This is a genomic window from Paenibacillus sp. J22P90 (assembly GCF_059692195.1).
The window spans coordinates 1-17,084 of record NZ_JCAUAY010000013.1; the positions used below are offsets into that span (position 1 = coordinate 1).

Below are 17,084 nucleotides of genomic sequence, written 5' to 3' on the forward strand. Positions count from 1 at the left end.
ATTAAGGATAATGAGTTTTTCCGCAGCTCCATATTTTTTAAACATGAAAAAGCTCCCCTTACAGCAACAGGTTTTATTATTTCACCTGTCTACCGTAAGGGGAGCATATCAATATTGTCTGCCGCGTTACTCAGCACAAACTTGACTACAATTCAAGCAGCCGCTAGTACATTTAAAGATGTAACGGCCAGTTTTTGGGGATATTCGAATATTCAATGGGCTATCGAAAATAACGTTGTTGATGGATATCCTGATCTTACATTTAAGCCAAATCAAAACGTCGAACAGGCAGAATTTATTGCAATGCTAAACCGCGCATATCAGCCTACTGATTTTGATCCAACGTCAGAAACGGGAGAATGGTCGGTACCCTATATTCGATATGCCAATAAAATGGGATGGAAAGTTGTTACACCTTCATCTTTAGGCGGACATGCAAGTTCTATCTATTTAAATAGGGGAATGGTTGCGCAATATCTTGCGAACGCTTCTGGTAAAAACTACAATATGGATGATTCCATCCAATACCTGCTTGATCTTGGACTTTCCGAAGGCAAGACTGATAAAAGCATTTACGGTTTTCAAAAGAGCGATGCAGTAACTCGCACGGAAGCGATTACGTTTATTCAGCGATTGAAAAAACAATTGAATTCACTACAAGCAAGTCCTTCTATCGAAGAAAAATATGACTGGGTCAGGGACTTAATATCAGATGATTTGAAGCTTGTTTATGACTTTGAAAAGAAATATGATACAAAAATGGATGAAATAAGATGGAGATTATTTACGAATAACGATCTCAATGAAATTGGTTATTACTATTTAGATCATGGGAATAAGGTAGACACCATTCAATATGTTTATGCTTTTAAAGTAGAAAATGATAAAACATTATTACTTGAAAAGAACTTAAAACAGTTGATGGGTGAGGGTGTTAGCTTCAAAAAAGTGAAGAATAGCATGAATGATTTGACTAAGATTCAAGAACAAGCACTGCAAATGCTTGACAATCATTTTAAATCACACAGATTTGAACTCTATATCGATGTTTTTACAAATAAAGTAGTAATTAAAGGGGAAGTTTCAGAAACTTTCCAATCAGAGTTGATAAAAGCATTAGGTGCGGACAATATTGATGTTGCGTATCAAGAAAATATTGATATACAAACAAGCATATAGTTCGAAAATGATCCGCGTAAATCGCGGATTTTTTATTTTATATGAACACATTCTAGCATGCTTCTTTCTTCTAAAATGAACGATTATCCCCCTTAATTTGTCCACACAATTTCATATAAACTTGCATCTCCTATAGTAGTTAGTGTCACTAGAATACTAGGAGGAGATAGGCAATGGCAACAGTATCCGTAGTTAGCATTTTTACTAGAGGAGCAAGATCTAGCGATACGTTTGAGATGCGCAGAGCTAGAGTGCAAAGTGATCTCGATCGTGCAACTGCAGCATGGGGGAGTGGTTTTTTTCCGGGTGTCCGCTGTAATATTAACTTTGTTTCTTTGAGAGAATATTACATCTCAGATGTAACGATTCCTGCGAATACGGTTTCAAATGTAAATGATGAACGAGTTCAGTCACTTATTATGCAAGCTAGGACGGTTAACAACAATGCGACGGCGATTTATATCGTTTATTTAAGTGGACAATCCCTAACCTCCGGTGCAGTTGGAAATGGCGGACCACAAATTACATTCTTTAATAGTACGACTGATTATGGCATATATGGTCAAGCTGTATTGACGGACGGTGCGGCTGATTCTTATTTATTCGCGCATGAAGCCGGGCACGTGTTATTCGGCCGTTTCACAAGCAACAGCTCCAATAGCTTTACGATCAGCGACCCTTCAAACCCTGGAAATGATCATAACGACAGTCCAGGGAATCTCATGTATCCTTTTGTTCCATCGAGTAACCCCTTTATTAATGGAGCACAGTGTAATGTAGCAGGTCAGAGCAAAATCGTTCTGGAGAACAGTTTGAGCACCGGAGCAGCAACAGTGAGCATTAGCGCATCAGGGTCATTAGCAAGTGGCGGCGAACATTGTTATTCATGCGAAAAAGTACCAGAGTGCCCATGCTGTGACAGGCCAAGTCCTCCGATTGAAACTGAGAAGGTTAGAAAAATTAATAAGGGAATATCTAAACTTATTAGGGAAATTGGTCCAGACAAACTTAATCTAAAGTTTAAACTTAATCCTGATCCGTATAGAAAGTGTAAATGTAAGTGTAAAGACCACCATGAAGAATAAATACAGAGTAACCGCTTTTCGACTTCACGTCGAAGGCGGTTTTTTTCATATACGCTTTGACTTTTTAAATTGTGTATAATATTATAAGTAGTAAGTAGTAAGTAGTAAGTAGTAAGTAGTAAGTAGTAAGTAGTAAGTAGTAAGTATTAAGTATTAAGTAGTCAGTAGTAAGTAAAAAATCTTCGAAAGGATGATACGACCATGTTGAAAAATTTATCAATTCCCCAAGAATTTGTCCTACTTGCCTTAGATAGTGAAACCAATAAAATAAAATCTATTTTTCGAATGCATGTTGCCTTGTATTCGGTCATTGCTTGTATAGTGGAACTTTCTATTAATGGCAACCTTACATTTGACGCCGATGATACGATCAGAATTTCTAACTCAGCACCCACAGGCGAAAAATATTTGGACAGATTACTCGAAATAATAAAGGCTGAAAAACCAAAGAAGCTAAAACAGTGGGTATCTTACTTTTACTATTATAAACAAAGAGAAATATATAAAATGGTTATAGAAAGCCTTGTAGAAAAAGGAGTTCTAGAAATCGAAAATACGGAAGTTTTATTTGTTGTTCCAATGAAAAAATATTCGGATATAGCAAATACTAGGAACCACATCGTAGAAAAAATTCGAGCTGAGTTATTAGAACAAGGGAATGTAGACGAACATACAGTAGCCTTGGTGTTATTTTTAGATAATAAAAGTATGTTAAAAGATTACTTTTCTGAATATGAACAAAAAACGTTAAAGCATAAGCTAGAGATATTACGTAAAGAGGACATTTATAAAAAAATTAGAACGGTTCATACAGCGATCTCAAATATAGAATCTGGCTTATAGCTTAGGAGAAAATTATGGGGAGAAAAAGAAGCTTAGACAAGATTTTATCATCAGAGTATGTGAGTATCAGTGAGTTGGTTGAACTATCTGGAGTTCGCTACAGTACCATTAAATATTACACAGAAGAGGACATGATCTCATTTGAACAAGAGGATACAAGACTGACAAGAAGATACCCGCGTGAATTAGCATTAAAGCGACTCGAGGAAATTCGCGTAATGAAAGAAGTAGAAGGATTGACTATAAAACAAATTAAAGAAAAATTATAATTATGAACCACTCCTTAAAATGGGGTGGTTTATTTGGATTTAAAATTCGATGTAACAATAATTATATATTGAAAATCAATAAATTTTATGTTAAATTCAATCTGCCATTAACTAATGTGTACATGTTAAAAACTATCACTGAGTAAAGGAAGGAGGCCGTGTATGAGTAACGAACCTATCATCAGTTTGCAAAATGTGACAAAACGTATCGGCCGAACCACAGTCATCGACAATCTTACATTTGATGTGCCACAAGGGGAAATTTTCGGCTTTCTTGGCCCGAACGGTGCCGGTAAAACTACGACTATCCGGATGATCGTCGGCCTGATGTCGACAACCAAGGGTCAGATTCTGATCAAAGGGAAAAATATTAAAACCGAATTCGAGCAAGCAATCCGACATGTCGGTGCAATCGTTGAAAATCCTGAAATGTACAAGTATTTGAGCGGGTACTTGAATCTTGTTCATTACGCCCGCATGGTGCCAGGGGTGACGAAGGAAAGAATCGACGAAGTGGTTAAGCTGGTCCGACTAGAGAACCGTATTCACGACAAAGTCAAAAAGTACTCTCTCGGCATGCGTCAGCGTCTGGGGGTAGCTCAGGCGTTGCTGCATCGACCATCCTTGTTGATTCTAGATGAACCTACGAACGGTTTGGACCCGGCAGGAATTCGGGAACTCCGTGATTATTTGAGGCAGTTGACCCGCTTTGAAGGAATCACCATTATCGTTTCCAGCCATCTGTTATCCGAGATGGAGCTCATGTGCGACCGAGTTGCCATTCTGCAGCAGGGCAAGCTAATCGACGTGAAGCCGATCCAACATTTTACACAGGATGCCGAGCAGACACCAACGTATCGGATTGAAGCTCAGCCGACCGAACAAGCATTGGAAGTGTTGGGGCAAATGGAAGGAATCCAGGGGGTTAAGCTCCTTGAGGAAGGTCTTATAGAAGTCACGACCGAACGGGAAAGCGTTCCGGACATGCTGTCTGCGTTGATGCAGCACCGTATTCGAGTCTATGGTATACAGCTGGTTCGTCTGTCACTGGAAGATCGTTTCTTAGAAATTACGGGTACAGGGAGGGAGCAGATTGGTTAATCTGGTGCGCAATGAAAATATGAAGATCTATCGAAGGACGAGAACATGGATTCTGGTCGGATTTATGATCGCATTGGTGCTTTTTGTCAATATTATAGAGTGGCATTCTGATCGAAGAGAAGTGCAAAGTGAAAGCTGGCAAATGGAATTGCAGCAGGAGAAAGTGCACCGAAACGAACTCTTGACTAAACCAGAGATATCTGAAGAAAGCCGCACTTATAATCTACAACGTCTCGCCCTCATCGACTATCACCTTGAGAAAAATATTCCCACTCCAGATGGTACGATGTGGGATGGCATAAACGGTTCGGCGTCTATGGTGCTCGTGATTACCGTGTTCACAATCATCATAGCGGGAGACAGCCTGGCAGGCGAATTTTCAACTGGCACGATTAAGTTGCTGCTCATCCGACCGGCTAATCGCCTTAAAATCCTTATAGCCAAATATATCTCTTCCTTGATGTTCGGCCTGCTTTTGTTACTCACGCTTTTTGTCGTATCTGTCACGGTCAACGGTATCTTATTCGGCCTTGGAGATCTGAATCTACCATTAATCGAAGTGACCTATGATGGATTTATCGTCGAGAAAAACATGGTTCTTAACTTGTGGAAAACATATATGTTAAACGGGGTATCTACGATTCTCTATGTTACTATGGCCTTTATGATCTCGTCCGCTTTTCGCAGCAGCATTATGGCCATTGGGTTCTCCATTGTCGCCCTTTTTGGAGGCAATATTCTATTGGAGGCGCTGCATCGGTTCGATTGGAGCAGGTACCTATTATTTGCAAATACCGATCTCACCCAATATCTAAGTGGGAGACCTTATCAAGACGGAATGACGCTGTCATTCTCCATCGGAATGCTTGCGGTTTACTTTCTTGCCTTTAATCTGATTTCTTGGCTTATGTTCACGCGTAGAGACGTGGCAGCTTAAGCTGAGCTTTGTTGAAAGAGCCGCGCAATTGCGCGGCTCTTTCTTATGAATAGTTAAACAAATATTAAACTATAAGGAGAGTTCAAGTTAACCTATACTTAACGATAGAAGAGAATAGTAGGCGAGATAAAGAAGGGAGCAGTAACACTTATGGAAACGTATTCATTTCATCGCAACATTCCTATCACGGAGGAATACTATGACCTCGTTGTGGCAGGAGGCGGGCCTGCCGGAGCGGCAGCGGCTATCAGTGCCTCAAGATTAGGCGCCAAGGTACTTCTTGTAGAAGGCACTGGCTGCTTAGGTGGAATGGGTACTTCCGGCTTGGTAACGGCTTTCGACCCAATGGCGAACGGTACGCGCATGCTGGTCGGCGGTTTTATGAAAGAAGTCGTTGAAACGTTGTATCGACGGGGACTTTTACGTCCTGACATCGATCCGAACAGCTGGCGGAAAAATTATCACAAATGGACCGCCTTCCAAGTCGAGGGCTATAAGTTGGTCTTGGATGAGCTTGCCGTAGATGCCGGTGTGGAGGTCCGCTTTTTTACGAAAGTCGTCGATGCGGAAGCGAATTCTGCAACTGGTGTTGTGCAAGGTGTCGTCTTACATAACATTGAAGGCTTCACATATGTTCGTGCCAAAACCTTTATTGACAGCACGGGTGATGCCGTACTAGCGGATTTGTGCGGCGCTGCTTGTGTGGAAGCCGGACGGGATACACCGGGCATTATGCCTGCGACGCTGGCTTCTCTGTTCTCTAACATTGATTGGGATCGCACGAAGGGAAGGTCGTATGAAATTCAGCAGGAGATGCTGCAAATTGCGCTTCGAGACAGTCATTTCTCACAGCCGGATCGTCATTTGCCGGGGATGGCGAAGGTCAATCATACCGTTGGCTATTTGAACGGGGGGCATCTTTTTAACTTAAATGCACTTCGCTGCAAGGATTTAACGGACGGCGTGATGCTGGGGCGTAGACTTGCAAGGGAATACATGGACTTTTATAAAAAATATGTTCCTGGCTTTGAGCATATCGAGCACGTTACGACCGCCTCGCTACTCGGGATCAGGGAATCGCGTCGAATCGTAGGTGAGTATGAGCTGAATGTGAAAGATTATTTTGCTCGTCGCCAATTTCCGGACCAGATCGGACTCTTTAACAAGTCCATCGATATTCATCCCTATAACAACTCCGAAGAAGAATACAAGCGCTATTATGATGAGTTTGAAAAAGCTGGCCGCTTAAGCCCTGGCGAATGCTTCGGTATTCCATATGGCGTACTGGTGCCGAAAGGCTGGCGCAATCTATGGGTGGCCGGGCGATGCGTCTCCAGTGATGTGCAGGTCCATGGCTCCATTCGAGTTCAGCCTGCTTGTGCTATGATGGGACAGGCTGCCGGAACTGCTGCTGTACAAACGATTCGTACGGGACAAACCGCCTGTGAGCTGGATACGGAGCAACTAATAACCACCCTGAGAGAGCATGATGCCTATCTGCCGCAAGAAGTGCTAAGTAAGCAAATGACGCGATAGAGCATCATAATGTGTCTAGAAATAGGAAGAAAGACCAGTTCAAAACACCCTAATGAGGAATGAGGTGTGTGACTGGTCTTTTTTTGCTATACATTTTCAACAGGAGGGCTGTCAGTTTTTTCTTCTTAAGGTACGGGCTTTTAAAAAAGATAAAATAGTCAGTCACATTAGCCTAGAAATAGTAGGATTCCCCCTACAGCTTGTTCCCAAAAACTCTTATAATTGAAGGGACAATTTCGTTACGTCATTTTCTGATAAGGAGACAGGAATTATGTATAAACTGGTCATTGTTGATGATGAGCCTGCCGTCCGAGGAGGACTTAGCAAATTCGTCGAGTGGAGCAACTATGGGATTGTTCTCGCTGGAACAGCGGACGATGGAGACACGGGACTGGAGCTGATCGAGCGAGTGAAGCCCGATATCGTGCTGACGGATGTGATGATGCCAGTTATGGACGGCATCCAAATGTCGAGGGAAATTCGAGAGCGGCTCCCTGAGACGAAAATCGTATTTATCAGCGGCCATAATGAAGCAAACCTTTTACGTTCAGCCTTGCAGGTTCATGCGGCTGATTATATTTTCAAACCTGTTAAACGAACTGAGCTCCAAAAGGTCATTGAAGGTGTTGTGCAGGACTTGCGTACAGAAGAAAAGGAGCGGCAACGGCTAAAAGATATGGAAGTCAAATTGACGCAGAGCATGCCATTGCTGAGGGAGAAATTTCTGATGGCGCTAATCCAAGACGGGAATGTAAAGCCGGATATGCTGCGGGAAAGAGCAGCGTTTCTCAATCTGGAACTGCCGCTCGAATCCCCATATCTCGTACTCGTTATAACCATTGACGATTCGAAAGAGGTGCTCGATAGCCGTTCGGAGAGGGACAAGCAGCTGGTGTCTTTCTCGCTCTTGAACGTCGTTCAAGAACTGATCAATCAGCACCTGCACGGGTATGCATTTGAAAACAGAGTTGCTGAATACGTTGGACTGCTAGTGCTTGACGATCAAATAAAAGACCCAGAGGCTACGCTTCTTTCGCTGGCTGAAGCTATCCGCGACAATCTACAGCGCTGGCTTCAGATAAGCGTAACGATTGGGGTAGGTGAACGTGCGGACAATATCCGTATGCTTCCAGCGTCCTTTCGGCATGCCCGCGACGCGGCAGACCAAAAGTGGTATATGGGGAAGAATCAAGTGATCACGATGGACAGTCTAGAAATGGAAGCTGCCAGCCCAATCCGGTTCGATGCCAACCAAATTGAGCGACTTGTGTCTGTGCTGAAATCAGGAGAGAAGCAACGATTGGAGCTGGAAATGGAAAGCATCCTCGAGCCGCTGGCGGGAATTCGTAAGGACGGCTTGAAATACGGTCGACAGGTAGGGCTGCAAATGATCGCTATCGCCGGCAGGTTGCTTCTTGACCTTAACCTGCTTGCTCCCGAAAAGGAAGAGCAGGAAGCTTGGATGCTGGATCGGCTCCTGAAGCTGGAAACGATGGCTGAACTGAAAAGCTCTGTAAGCGATTACCTATATGATATTTGCTTCTGGATTCAGGAGAAGCGGAACGGTAGATCAAGTAATGTGATCGAACACATTCAGAAGTTAATATCCGAGAATTATGCCAAGAACTTGTCCATTGCAGAGATTGCGGCAAGCGTTTACCTCAGCCAAACCTACGTCAGTTTACTGTTCAAACAGGAAACAGGCGAGACGATTTACGAATATTTGATGAAGGTACGTATCGCGAAAGCGAAGGAACTGCTGCGTGATCCCCACATCAAGTTTTATGAAGTGTGCGAACTGGTCGGCTATACGGATCCAAGCTACTTCAGCAAGTTGTTCAAGAAGATGACCGGACTTACGCCAAGTGCTTACCGGGATCTGCAATAGGAGCAGGAACGTTGCCATGAAAAGGGAGTTGATCCAGTGAGAGGGGTCATGCGAAAAAGAATGAGCCTTGCCACCAATTTGTGGGAAGGTGTTGTGGCGGCCAGGAGGTGGATGCTCGTCTACGGAATGCTGATTTTCTTGCCTGCGTGCATCATGCTGTTCGTCTATTATGAACAATCCTCCCGTATTTTGCAGGAGGAGGTGACCCAGACCATGCAGCAGACGTTGAAACAGGCAGGTAGTAATTTAAACTCACGGCTCAACTATGTTCAGAACTCATCCAATACGATATTCATGAATCATAAGCTGTATGAAAATCTGGATCCCGCTAATCCGATCATCGAGCGCATCGCCCAGTCGAAGGAGCTGCGCAATTTGCTCGAATCGGTTCAAACGGCACCCGACATTGTAAGGGCACGTGTGTTTACGGATCCAATGAATCTATACGGCTTCGATTTATTGAATCTATTTCCGCTAGAGAACTTGAAAGAACGCCCTTGGCATGAAGAGATCTTGAACGCAGGCGGCAGCATCGTATGGACGGGAATCTACGAAGAAAACTATCTGGACTCGGGGCCGGCAAGGATTATTTCCAGTGCGCGCATTCTGAGACACCCGCGAAATTTCGATCAGACGCTAGGTGTGCTTATGCTGGACGTCCCCGAGAGTATAGTCACAGATGTCATTTCCGAGCTTGATTTTCCTGCACAAAGCCGTGTTTATATAGTGGATCGCAATGAAACTATCATTTATAGCGCGGAGCCATTCTTGATCGGCACAAAAGCTGCGCTCGCGAGCACAGATGAAGGAATCCGCGAACGCTCTGATAACGGTGTGGACTTGTTCGAGATGCGTGCCCCCATCAAAGCTGCGGATTGGCGGCTTGTGTTGGAAGTACCCAAAACTGGCTTGACGGAACGCGCGACCACGTTAAGTCAGTGGTCCGGAATCGCAACGATTGCCGGTATGACAATTATGTTTTTGGTTCTCGTGTTTATGTTAATGGCATTTATTATTAATGGCATGAATCGTCGAATCCAATCGGTCTTCAAGACGATCCGCACGGAAGGTGTCGATGGGTTGGAAGAGCCACGTACAAATAAGGGAAGTGATTTTTATTTACTGCAACGCGTCGTCGATCACTTGGTGCATCGGGTGAAAGCATTAATGGAGGAAGCCTACCGATCGAAAATGATGGAGCGGGAGGCTGAGCTTCGCGCGCTGCAAGCACAGATCAATCCGCACTTTCTCTACAATACGCTAGATACGATCAACTGGTTAGCGATCTCTCGTGATGCCGACGATATCAGTCATATGATTGAAAGTCTGTCTGACTATTTTCGGCTCAGCCTTAACAAGGGAAAGGATTATGTGTGCGTAGCGGATGAATTAGAGCTCGCGAAAGTCTATTTGGAGATTCAGCAAAATCGCTTCCCGTCCACCTTCGAGTTCGTGATTGAAGCGGATCCAGAGGCGAGCAGGTGCGTCATTCCAAAGCTCACACTGCAACCCATCGTCGAAAATGCGCTGCTCCATGGTATCCGCAAGAACAAGGGTAAAACCGGTATCATCAGCATTCGCGCGGAGCAGAGCGGTGAGGTGCTTGAGATTACGATCAAAGATAATGGGATCGGAATGGACGAGCACCTGGCTTCCAGTCTCTTGTCAGCATCCCGCCCTTTGATGCATGCCGAAGGAAGTGGCAGCTCATACGGACTTTATAATGTGAACGAGCGAATTAAGCTGTTGGCAGGCTACGAATATGGACTGTCGGTCCATTCCCGTCTAGGCGAAGGCACTGTGGTGATCGTTCGTCTTAAGGCGATGAGAGAGGAAATAATTAAGTAGGATACGCCTAGAAAGTGTTGGATTGCCCACTACATACCGCATCATCCTGCAGGTACAATGAAGCCATAAGTGCAGGAGGTGCAACTACAATATGAGCGAGCTTACCACACAATGGAATGGAAAGGCAGGAGAGGTCAAGGTTTCGCGCAAACGTGAAGGCCCATGGCGACGAGTGCGGCGAAACAGCGACACTTACTTGCTGCTGGTGCCTGGGATGTTATTACTGGTGCTGTTTAAATACACACCCATGTATGGCGTCTTAATCGCGTTTCAGGACTACAATATTTTTGATGGGATCACAGGAAGCGAGTGGGTCGGACTTGAGCAGTTTCGAAAGCTCATGCAGTCGGCAGAATTCATGCAAGTGTTCACGAATACGCTGCTTATCAGTGTATACAAGATTGTGCTGCTGTTTCCGATACCAATCCTTATCGCCTTGCTGTTGAACGAGATTCGTTTCTCAGCGTTCAAACGGACCATCCAGACAATTATCTACATGCCTCACTTCTTGTCCTGGGTCATCATCTCCGGCTTGTTTATGACAATCTTGTCTCCTTCCGATGGACTGGTCAATGCCGTCATTCGCTGGCTCGGTGGCGAACCGATCAGGTTTTTTATGGACAATCACGTATTTCGAAGCGTCCTCGTGTTCACGGCAGGCTGGAAGGAGATTGGCTGGAATGCGATCATCTTCATCGCCGCTCTCGCTAGTGTAGAACAAGAGCAATATGAGGCGGCTTCGATAGACGGAGCGAATCGCCTCCAGCAGATGTGGCATATCTCACTACCCGGCATTGTGCCGACGATTATCCTCATGCTCATTCTTCGCATTGGCATGGTACTGGATGCGGGCACTGAACAGATCCTGACGATGTATAACCCTACCGTCTACGCATCCGGCGACGTTATTGGTACCTTTGTTTACCGAATGGGTCTTGGCAAGATGGATTACAGCTTCAGCACTGCGGTCGGCCTTTTCAATTCGGTCGTCGGCTTTATTCTCGTCATCTCCGGCAACTCGCTCAGCAAAAAACTGCTGAACCGCGGGATCTGGTAAGGAGGGGCTAAGCATGTATATCCGTAAAAGAACGTTCAGCGACTGGGTATTAAATATTTTCGTCTACGGCTTCATGATCGTGTTAGGACTGATTACCTTACTGCCCATGATCCATGTATTTTCCAAATCCGTCAGCTCGGACTGGGCACTTGTTTCGGGGCGGGTGAACCTGTTGCCGATTGGCTTCCAGCTCGACACACTCGTAAAAGTCGCCACTTCCTACGCATTTGGCCGGGCATTTGTCATTTCGGTCATCGTAACAGCAGTTGGGACATTACTTAGCATCTTAGTTACAGCCATCACGGCTTATCCGCTGTCTAAGCGGCAATTGCCCGGAATGTCCGGAATCATGATATTGTTCATCTTCACTATGCTGTTCAATGGAGGACTCATTCCGAATTATCTGTTGATCCGCGAGCTGCACCTGCTAAACAATCTATGGTCGCTCATTCTCCCGGCCATGATCAGTGTGTTCAACATGCTGGTGATCAAGAGTTATTACGAAGGGCTTCCCGAAGCGCTTGAAGAATCGGCGAGAATAGACGGGGCGAAGACGTATATGATTCTGTTCCGTATCATTCTTCCGCTGAGCATGCCTGTGCTCGCAGCAATCGCTTTGTTCTATGCGGTAGGCTTCTGGAACGATTATTTCAGTCCGATGCTTTATATTAGTGATCCGTTGTTGAAAACGCTTCAACTTCATCTAAGAGATATCGTGATGGAAAACGATACGGCCAACGCACTCAATAAATCAGCAGATGACCTGATGAATATGTCGCCAGAAAGTATTCGGGCTGCTACAGTCGTGGCATCTACGGTGCCCATCCTTCTCGTATATCCGTTTCTTCAGAAGTACTTTATTAAGGGTGTCTTGATTGGTTCCGTCAAAGGTTAATGTTGCATTAACGCTGGCGGAATCCATCCCGCTGCTTAATGATAAATCGCACTTCAATTATAGGAGGGTTTAAAAGATGAAGAAAACGATGAAATGGGTCGCGCTTCCTGTAGCGGTCAGCTTGATGCTTCTGTCTGCTTGCGGCTCGAACAGCGAAGGTGAGAAAAGCTCCAGCTCCTCGGCGCCGTCTGCACAGCCAGCAACTGCCGGCCCCAAGCCTGAACTGAAAGCGCTTATGCGATTGGCCCCTAACTTTGCTAAGGACCCGATTGCTGCAATGCTGGAAGAGAAGACCGGGTACAAAGTCAATTACGAGGCGCTTCCAGTCGATAAACCGGAGGACAAACTCAATCTGCTGATTGCTTCCTCCGAACCTTATGACATCGTCTCGACTGCTGGGGACAGCAGTTCCAAAGCAATCTATGCTGATTATGCCAAGAAGGGTGCGTTAGTCGATCTAACTCCGCTCATTGAGAAGTATGGTAAAAACATCAAAGCATCATTGTCCAAAGAGTCGCTGGAGATGGCCAAAGTCGACGGTAAAATCTATGCGATTCCGACGCGAACCCTCGAATCGGTTGGCACGAGCCTAATGATTCGCAAGGATTGGTTGGATAAGCTGGGACTGAAAGTCCCGACAACACTTGATGAGCTGCTGGTTGTGCTCAAGGCGTTCAAGGAGAAGGATCCTGGTGGTAACGGAGCCAAAAATATTCCGATGTCTATTAAGGGCGACAATCCATTGGTCGACAACCTCGTCGGCGCCTTCGGCATGGTGAACGATTGGAACGATGTTAATGGCAAGCTGATCCCCCGTGCGATGAATCCTGCGTTTAAGGAATATTTGACCTATATGACCGATCTTTATAAGCAAGGGCTGCTTGATCAGGAATTTGCTATTAACAAGGATGCAACCGTGAAAGAGAAGTTTACGAACGGCAAGGCGGGGGTCATCGTGTTACATTGGGCCGACATTCCCACTATCGACGATGCACTTAAGAAAAACTTGCCTGATGCCACTTATGCATACATTCCTGCGCTGACAGGCAAAAACGGTCAGGCAGGTCTGGCACAGTCATCCGGGTTCGACAGACTGACGTTTATTCCGAAAGCTTCTAAACATCCGGAAGATGCGATCAAATGGATGGACGCCAAGCTGGAAGTAAATACGTTTAAAAACATGGCGATCGGTGAAGAGGGCAAGCACCATACGGTTAAAGACGGAAATTATTACCCGATTTTGCCGATTTTCAATGACGAGCGCGGTACGGCCAGCAACTATTTGACCGGCATCGACGAAACCAAATATCCAATCTACTGGCAGGCTCGTGTCCGTAAAGATGATCGCCTCTACAAAGGCTGGGAGTTTCTGAACAAGCTGCAGAAGCCGGAAGTGTTCAAGCAGAACCCGCTTGGATTAGCGCCTTACTTCCCGAATTACTCCAAGGAAAACGCACAGCTCAACCAAATGGTCAATGATTATGCCGTTAAAATCATCGTCGGCGGGGAACCGCTTTCAGGATTCGATGCATTCACGGATAAATTCAAAAAAGCCGGAGGCCAAACAAGCTACGACGAGATCAATACCTGGTACGCGACTGCTCGCAAATAAGAGGACATCATCTCTGCAAACTGAATAATGAGAGGTAATGGAGAGGCTGCGTAGAATATAATTCTATGCAGCTTTTCTATGTATTGGGAAAAATGATTTATACGAACAACTGAAAATTGCGTTATAATGCCATAATGAGGTTAATCAATATTATTACTACTGCTCTAAACGGAGGATCGGATGTTATCTCATTTCAATGACTATAATCTTTTTTTACCTACATTTGAGAAATCTTCAATTGGAATGGCTTTGATATCTTCTGACGGAAGGTATATAAGAACGAATCCATCATTTTGCACAATGTTAGGATATAGCGAAAGTGAATTAATTAATGTTGGTGTTTCATCTGTCAGCCATCCTGAAGATTTAGAAGCAGGTTTGGAAAGATGGGGTAAATTAGTACAAGGTGAAATAGATGGTTATCAAGCAGAAAAAAGGTATTTCCATAAATCGGGGACTATCGTATGCGGTCTTCTAAATGTAACTGCAGAAAGGAACAAACAGGGAATAAATCGGAATGACATATTTATTTCCCAAATTGTAGATATAACAGAACAAAAAAAGAAGGAAGAAGAGTTCAAGAGAGTTGAAGAATTACATAATCTTATTTCTGAGCATTCACAGGACGTTATTTTACGTCTAACTCCAGATGGAATTATCACATATGCCTCGCCAGCTGTCCGCCAGCAACTCGGATATGATCCAGATGAACTTATCGGAAACTACGCCTATGATTATTGGCATCCAGAAGATTTGAAGGGGGGTTGGTTAAGGAAAGGCAATATTGATAATTCGGATAGCAGAATACATATTTATCGGCTTCGGCATAAAAGTGGTCATTATATATGGCAAGAATCACACACTAAAAAAATTAGAAATTCTGCTGGAGATGTACAACATGTCATCAGTATGGGGCGTGATATAACAGAACGGATCCATTCTGAAGAATTAATCCGCAGATCAGAGAAACTTTCCTTAGTTGGCGAGCTTGCAGCTGGGATCGCACATGAAATTAGAAATCCTTTGACGAGTTTACGAGGATTTATGCAACTGTATGTGAAAGAGGATATGGATGGTACAAAGAAATTACGAAATGAAGTCATGTTATCCGAAATTGATCGAATCAATGAAATTGTAAGTGAGCTTTTAGTGTTAGCTAAGCCTTCAAATGAGGCATTTGAGTTAAGGAACGTGGTGCATATTTTAAGTCACGTTACAAGATTATTTGAAGGACAAGCAAACTTATATAACGTCCAAATAAAACTAGAGTTAGATGCTAATTTATCATCCATTCAGTGTCAACGCAGTATCAATCAAGTATTTATTAATATTTTAAAGAATGCCATCGAATCCATGCCTAAAGGCGGAGAAGTGATAATACAAGCCAAGCAATTGAACGATAGCATTTACATTCGAATTAATGACAAAGGGTATGGAATCCCCCAAGATGAAATAACCAAAATTGGAAATCCTTTTTTTACTACAAAAGAAACAGGAACAGGGTTAGGACTAATGGTTTCAATGAGGATCATCCAAAATCATAATGGGACTATGCGAATCGAAAGTGAAGTTGGGCAAGGGACGATGGTTGAAGTTGTTTTGCCTATCGTTAAATAGCCACGAAAATCCAGGTTGAAAAGCGTCAACCTATTGAAAGTTATAAGGCTAAAGCTCATGCCGATTCAGGCGTGGGCTTTTTGCTTCTTGCAGTACCAAGCGGGCCCAACTTGCAAGCATTTCGCTTTTTTATCGCATAAGGTGTAATCATGAAAGGAGTGGCTGAATGGATGCAAATCACAATTGCAGCAGTCGGAGATTTGTTGATGAAAAAGCAAATGATCGCTTCGGCCGCACGGGAAGGCGGATTCGACCCTATTTTTTCAAAAGTAAAACCTTATTTACAGAGATCCGATTTAACGATAGGGAATCTGGAGACGACCTTCTCAGGCAGCAATTTTCGCGGAGAAAAGGGGAAACTGTTGTTCAACTCCCCGGATAAATTCGCTGCTACACTCCGGAACTTGGGCTTCGATGTATTAGGTACAGCCAATAACCATTGTATGGACGGAAAACTATCTGGTTTGAAAAGGACATTAAATGTCCTCGATCGACAAGGTCTACGACATACGGGTACGTATCGCTCCGCCAGGGAAGCCCGTCGGCAACTTATTGTTAACGTAAAGGGAATCAAAATCGGCATATTGGCTTATACGAAAGGAACGAACGGGATCCCCGTCACCGAGCCGTGGTTAGTCAACCGGATACACCAGAACAAAATAATAGCGGACGTGCGCAGCTTGAAGAGTAGAACAGATTTTATCATAGCTTGCCTACATTTCGGGAAAGAATTTCGATCATATCCTGACCGCAACCAAATCCGACTCATGAAGTTATTGTTTAATAATGGCGTGAATGTAGTGCTAGGTGCACATCCCCATGTGCTTCATCCGATAAAAATGTATAAGCTGAAGGACATCGACGGGGTCACTAGAAATCGGGTGGCGGCGTCTTCTCTAGGAAATTTCGTATCCACCGAGCTTCCCCGGCATACGGCTAGACTACGAGGAACCATCTTAATGATTACCTTAACGAAAAATGCAAAAGGTATAACAGATGTATTGAAAATATCCAGAGTGCCTACTCGGATTTTGCAAAACATAGGAAAGAATAACGTTTATCGAGTTGTCCCGGATTGAAAAAACAGATACCAACAATAGATTGCTAAACCGCAAGATCTCTGACAAGGAGATCTTTTTTTGTGAGGAACTAATATTTTTCATACCGGAGTTCAGGAAATTATTGGAATTTAAAGGAGATTTCTCCGTTTTAGTGCG

Annotated in this window: 14 protein-coding genes; all 14 read left to right on the forward strand. The window is 44.1% G+C overall.

Annotation, left to right across the window (positions count from 1 at the left end):
- Positions 1-1,179: S-layer homology domain-containing protein (locus AC58UX_RS29055; RefSeq protein WP_497259305.1), on the forward strand; the 1,179-nt coding region annotated here is incomplete at its 5' end.
- Positions 1,180-1,352: 173 nt separating this feature from the next.
- Positions 1,353-2,264 carry a zinc metalloprotease gene (locus tag AC58UX_RS29060; protein ID WP_497259307.1) on the forward strand — a complete coding sequence of 304 codons (912 nt, stop codon included), beginning with the start codon at positions 1,353-1,355 and terminating at the stop codon, positions 2,262-2,264.
- Between the two features lie 201 nt (positions 2,265-2,465).
- On the forward strand, positions 2,466-3,107 hold the full coding sequence (locus tag AC58UX_RS29065) for a GOLPH3/VPS74 family protein (RefSeq protein ID WP_497259309.1): 642 nt from the start codon (positions 2,466-2,468) through the stop codon (positions 3,105-3,107).
- 14 nt (positions 3,108-3,121) lie between these two features.
- A complete protein-coding gene (locus tag AC58UX_RS29070; RefSeq protein WP_497259311.1) occupies positions 3,122-3,376 on the forward strand; it encodes a MerR family transcriptional regulator in 255 nt (84 codons plus the stop codon).
- A 162-nt stretch (positions 3,377-3,538) separates the two neighbouring features.
- A complete protein-coding gene (locus AC58UX_RS29075; protein WP_497259313.1) occupies positions 3,539-4,477 on the forward strand; it encodes an ABC transporter ATP-binding protein in 939 nt (312 codons plus the stop codon).
- On the forward strand, positions 4,470-5,414 hold the full coding sequence (locus tag AC58UX_RS29080; protein WP_497259315.1) for an ABC transporter permease: 945 nt from the start codon (positions 4,470-4,472) through the stop codon (positions 5,412-5,414). The genes AC58UX_RS29075 and AC58UX_RS29080 overlap by 8 nt, the downstream gene beginning before the upstream one ends.
- 150 nt (positions 5,415-5,564) lie before the next feature.
- Complete coding sequence (locus AC58UX_RS29085) at positions 5,565-6,950, forward strand: FAD-dependent oxidoreductase (RefSeq protein WP_497259317.1); 1,386 nt, start codon at positions 5,565-5,567, stop codon at positions 6,948-6,950.
- A 271-nt stretch (positions 6,951-7,221) separates the two neighbouring features.
- Positions 7,222-8,838: a response regulator gene (locus tag AC58UX_RS29090; protein ID WP_497259319.1), complete on the forward strand. Its 1,617-nt coding sequence runs from the start codon at positions 7,222-7,224 to the stop codon at positions 8,836-8,838.
- A gap of 48 nt (positions 8,839-8,886) precedes the next feature.
- Positions 8,887-10,686 carry a cache domain-containing sensor histidine kinase gene (locus AC58UX_RS29095; RefSeq protein WP_497259321.1) on the forward strand — a complete coding sequence of 600 codons (1,800 nt, stop codon included), beginning with the start codon at positions 8,887-8,889 and terminating at the stop codon, positions 10,684-10,686.
- Between the two features lie 91 nt (positions 10,687-10,777).
- Positions 10,778-11,743 (forward strand): ABC transporter permease, encoded by a 966-nt coding sequence (locus AC58UX_RS29100; RefSeq protein ID WP_497259323.1) that lies wholly within the window; start codon positions 10,778-10,780, stop codon positions 11,741-11,743.
- Positions 11,744-11,756: 13 nt separating this feature from the next.
- Positions 11,757-12,638, forward strand: a complete 882-nt coding sequence (locus AC58UX_RS29105; RefSeq protein WP_497259325.1) for a carbohydrate ABC transporter permease — start codon at positions 11,757-11,759, stop codon at positions 12,636-12,638.
- 76 nt (positions 12,639-12,714) lie between these two features.
- The gene (locus AC58UX_RS29110) at positions 12,715-14,250 is read left to right on the forward strand and encodes an extracellular solute-binding protein (RefSeq protein ID WP_497259327.1); all 1,536 of its coding nucleotides are present in this window, start codon (positions 12,715-12,717) and stop codon (positions 14,248-14,250) included.
- A 180-nt stretch (positions 14,251-14,430) separates the two neighbouring features.
- Positions 14,431-15,867, forward strand: coding sequence for a PAS domain S-box protein (locus AC58UX_RS29115; RefSeq protein ID WP_497259329.1), 1,437 nt, complete (start codon positions 14,431-14,433; stop codon positions 15,865-15,867).
- A 170-nt stretch (positions 15,868-16,037) separates the two neighbouring features.
- Positions 16,038-16,946 carry a CapA family protein gene (locus AC58UX_RS29120; protein ID WP_497259331.1) on the forward strand — a complete coding sequence of 303 codons (909 nt, stop codon included), beginning with the start codon at positions 16,038-16,040 and terminating at the stop codon, positions 16,944-16,946.
- Positions 16,947-17,084 lie beyond the last annotated feature (138 nt).

Excerpts from the sequence above, each read along its gene's own strand:
- AC58UX_RS29060 (WP_497259307.1), top strand. The coding sequence starts at position 1,353 with ATGGCAACAGTATCCGTAGTTAGCATTTTTACTAGAGGAGCAAGATCT.
- AC58UX_RS29065 (WP_497259309.1), top strand. The coding sequence starts at position 2,466 with ATGTTGAAAAATTTATCAATTCCCCAAGAATTTGTCCTACTTGCCTTA.
- AC58UX_RS29070 (WP_497259311.1), top strand. The coding sequence starts at position 3,122 with ATGGGGAGAAAAAGAAGCTTAGACAAGATTTTATCATCAGAGTATGTG.
- AC58UX_RS29075 (WP_497259313.1), top strand. The coding sequence starts at position 3,539 with ATGAGTAACGAACCTATCATCAGTTTGCAAAATGTGACAAAACGTATC.
- AC58UX_RS29085 (WP_497259317.1), top strand. The coding sequence starts at position 5,565 with ATGGAAACGTATTCATTTCATCGCAACATTCCTATCACGGAGGAATAC.
- AC58UX_RS29090 (WP_497259319.1), top strand. The coding sequence starts at position 7,222 with ATGTATAAACTGGTCATTGTTGATGATGAGCCTGCCGTCCGAGGAGGA.
- AC58UX_RS29095 (WP_497259321.1), top strand. The coding sequence starts at position 8,887 with ATGCGAAAAAGAATGAGCCTTGCCACCAATTTGTGGGAAGGTGTTGTG.
- AC58UX_RS29100 (WP_497259323.1), top strand. The coding sequence starts at position 10,778 with ATGAGCGAGCTTACCACACAATGGAATGGAAAGGCAGGAGAGGTCAAG.
- AC58UX_RS29105 (WP_497259325.1), top strand. The coding sequence starts at position 11,757 with ATGTATATCCGTAAAAGAACGTTCAGCGACTGGGTATTAAATATTTTC.
- AC58UX_RS29110 (WP_497259327.1), top strand. The coding sequence starts at position 12,715 with ATGAAGAAAACGATGAAATGGGTCGCGCTTCCTGTAGCGGTCAGCTTG.
- AC58UX_RS29115 (WP_497259329.1), top strand. The coding sequence starts at position 14,431 with ATGTTATCTCATTTCAATGACTATAATCTTTTTTTACCTACATTTGAG.
- AC58UX_RS29120 (WP_497259331.1), top strand. The coding sequence starts at position 16,038 with ATGCAAATCACAATTGCAGCAGTCGGAGATTTGTTGATGAAAAAGCAA.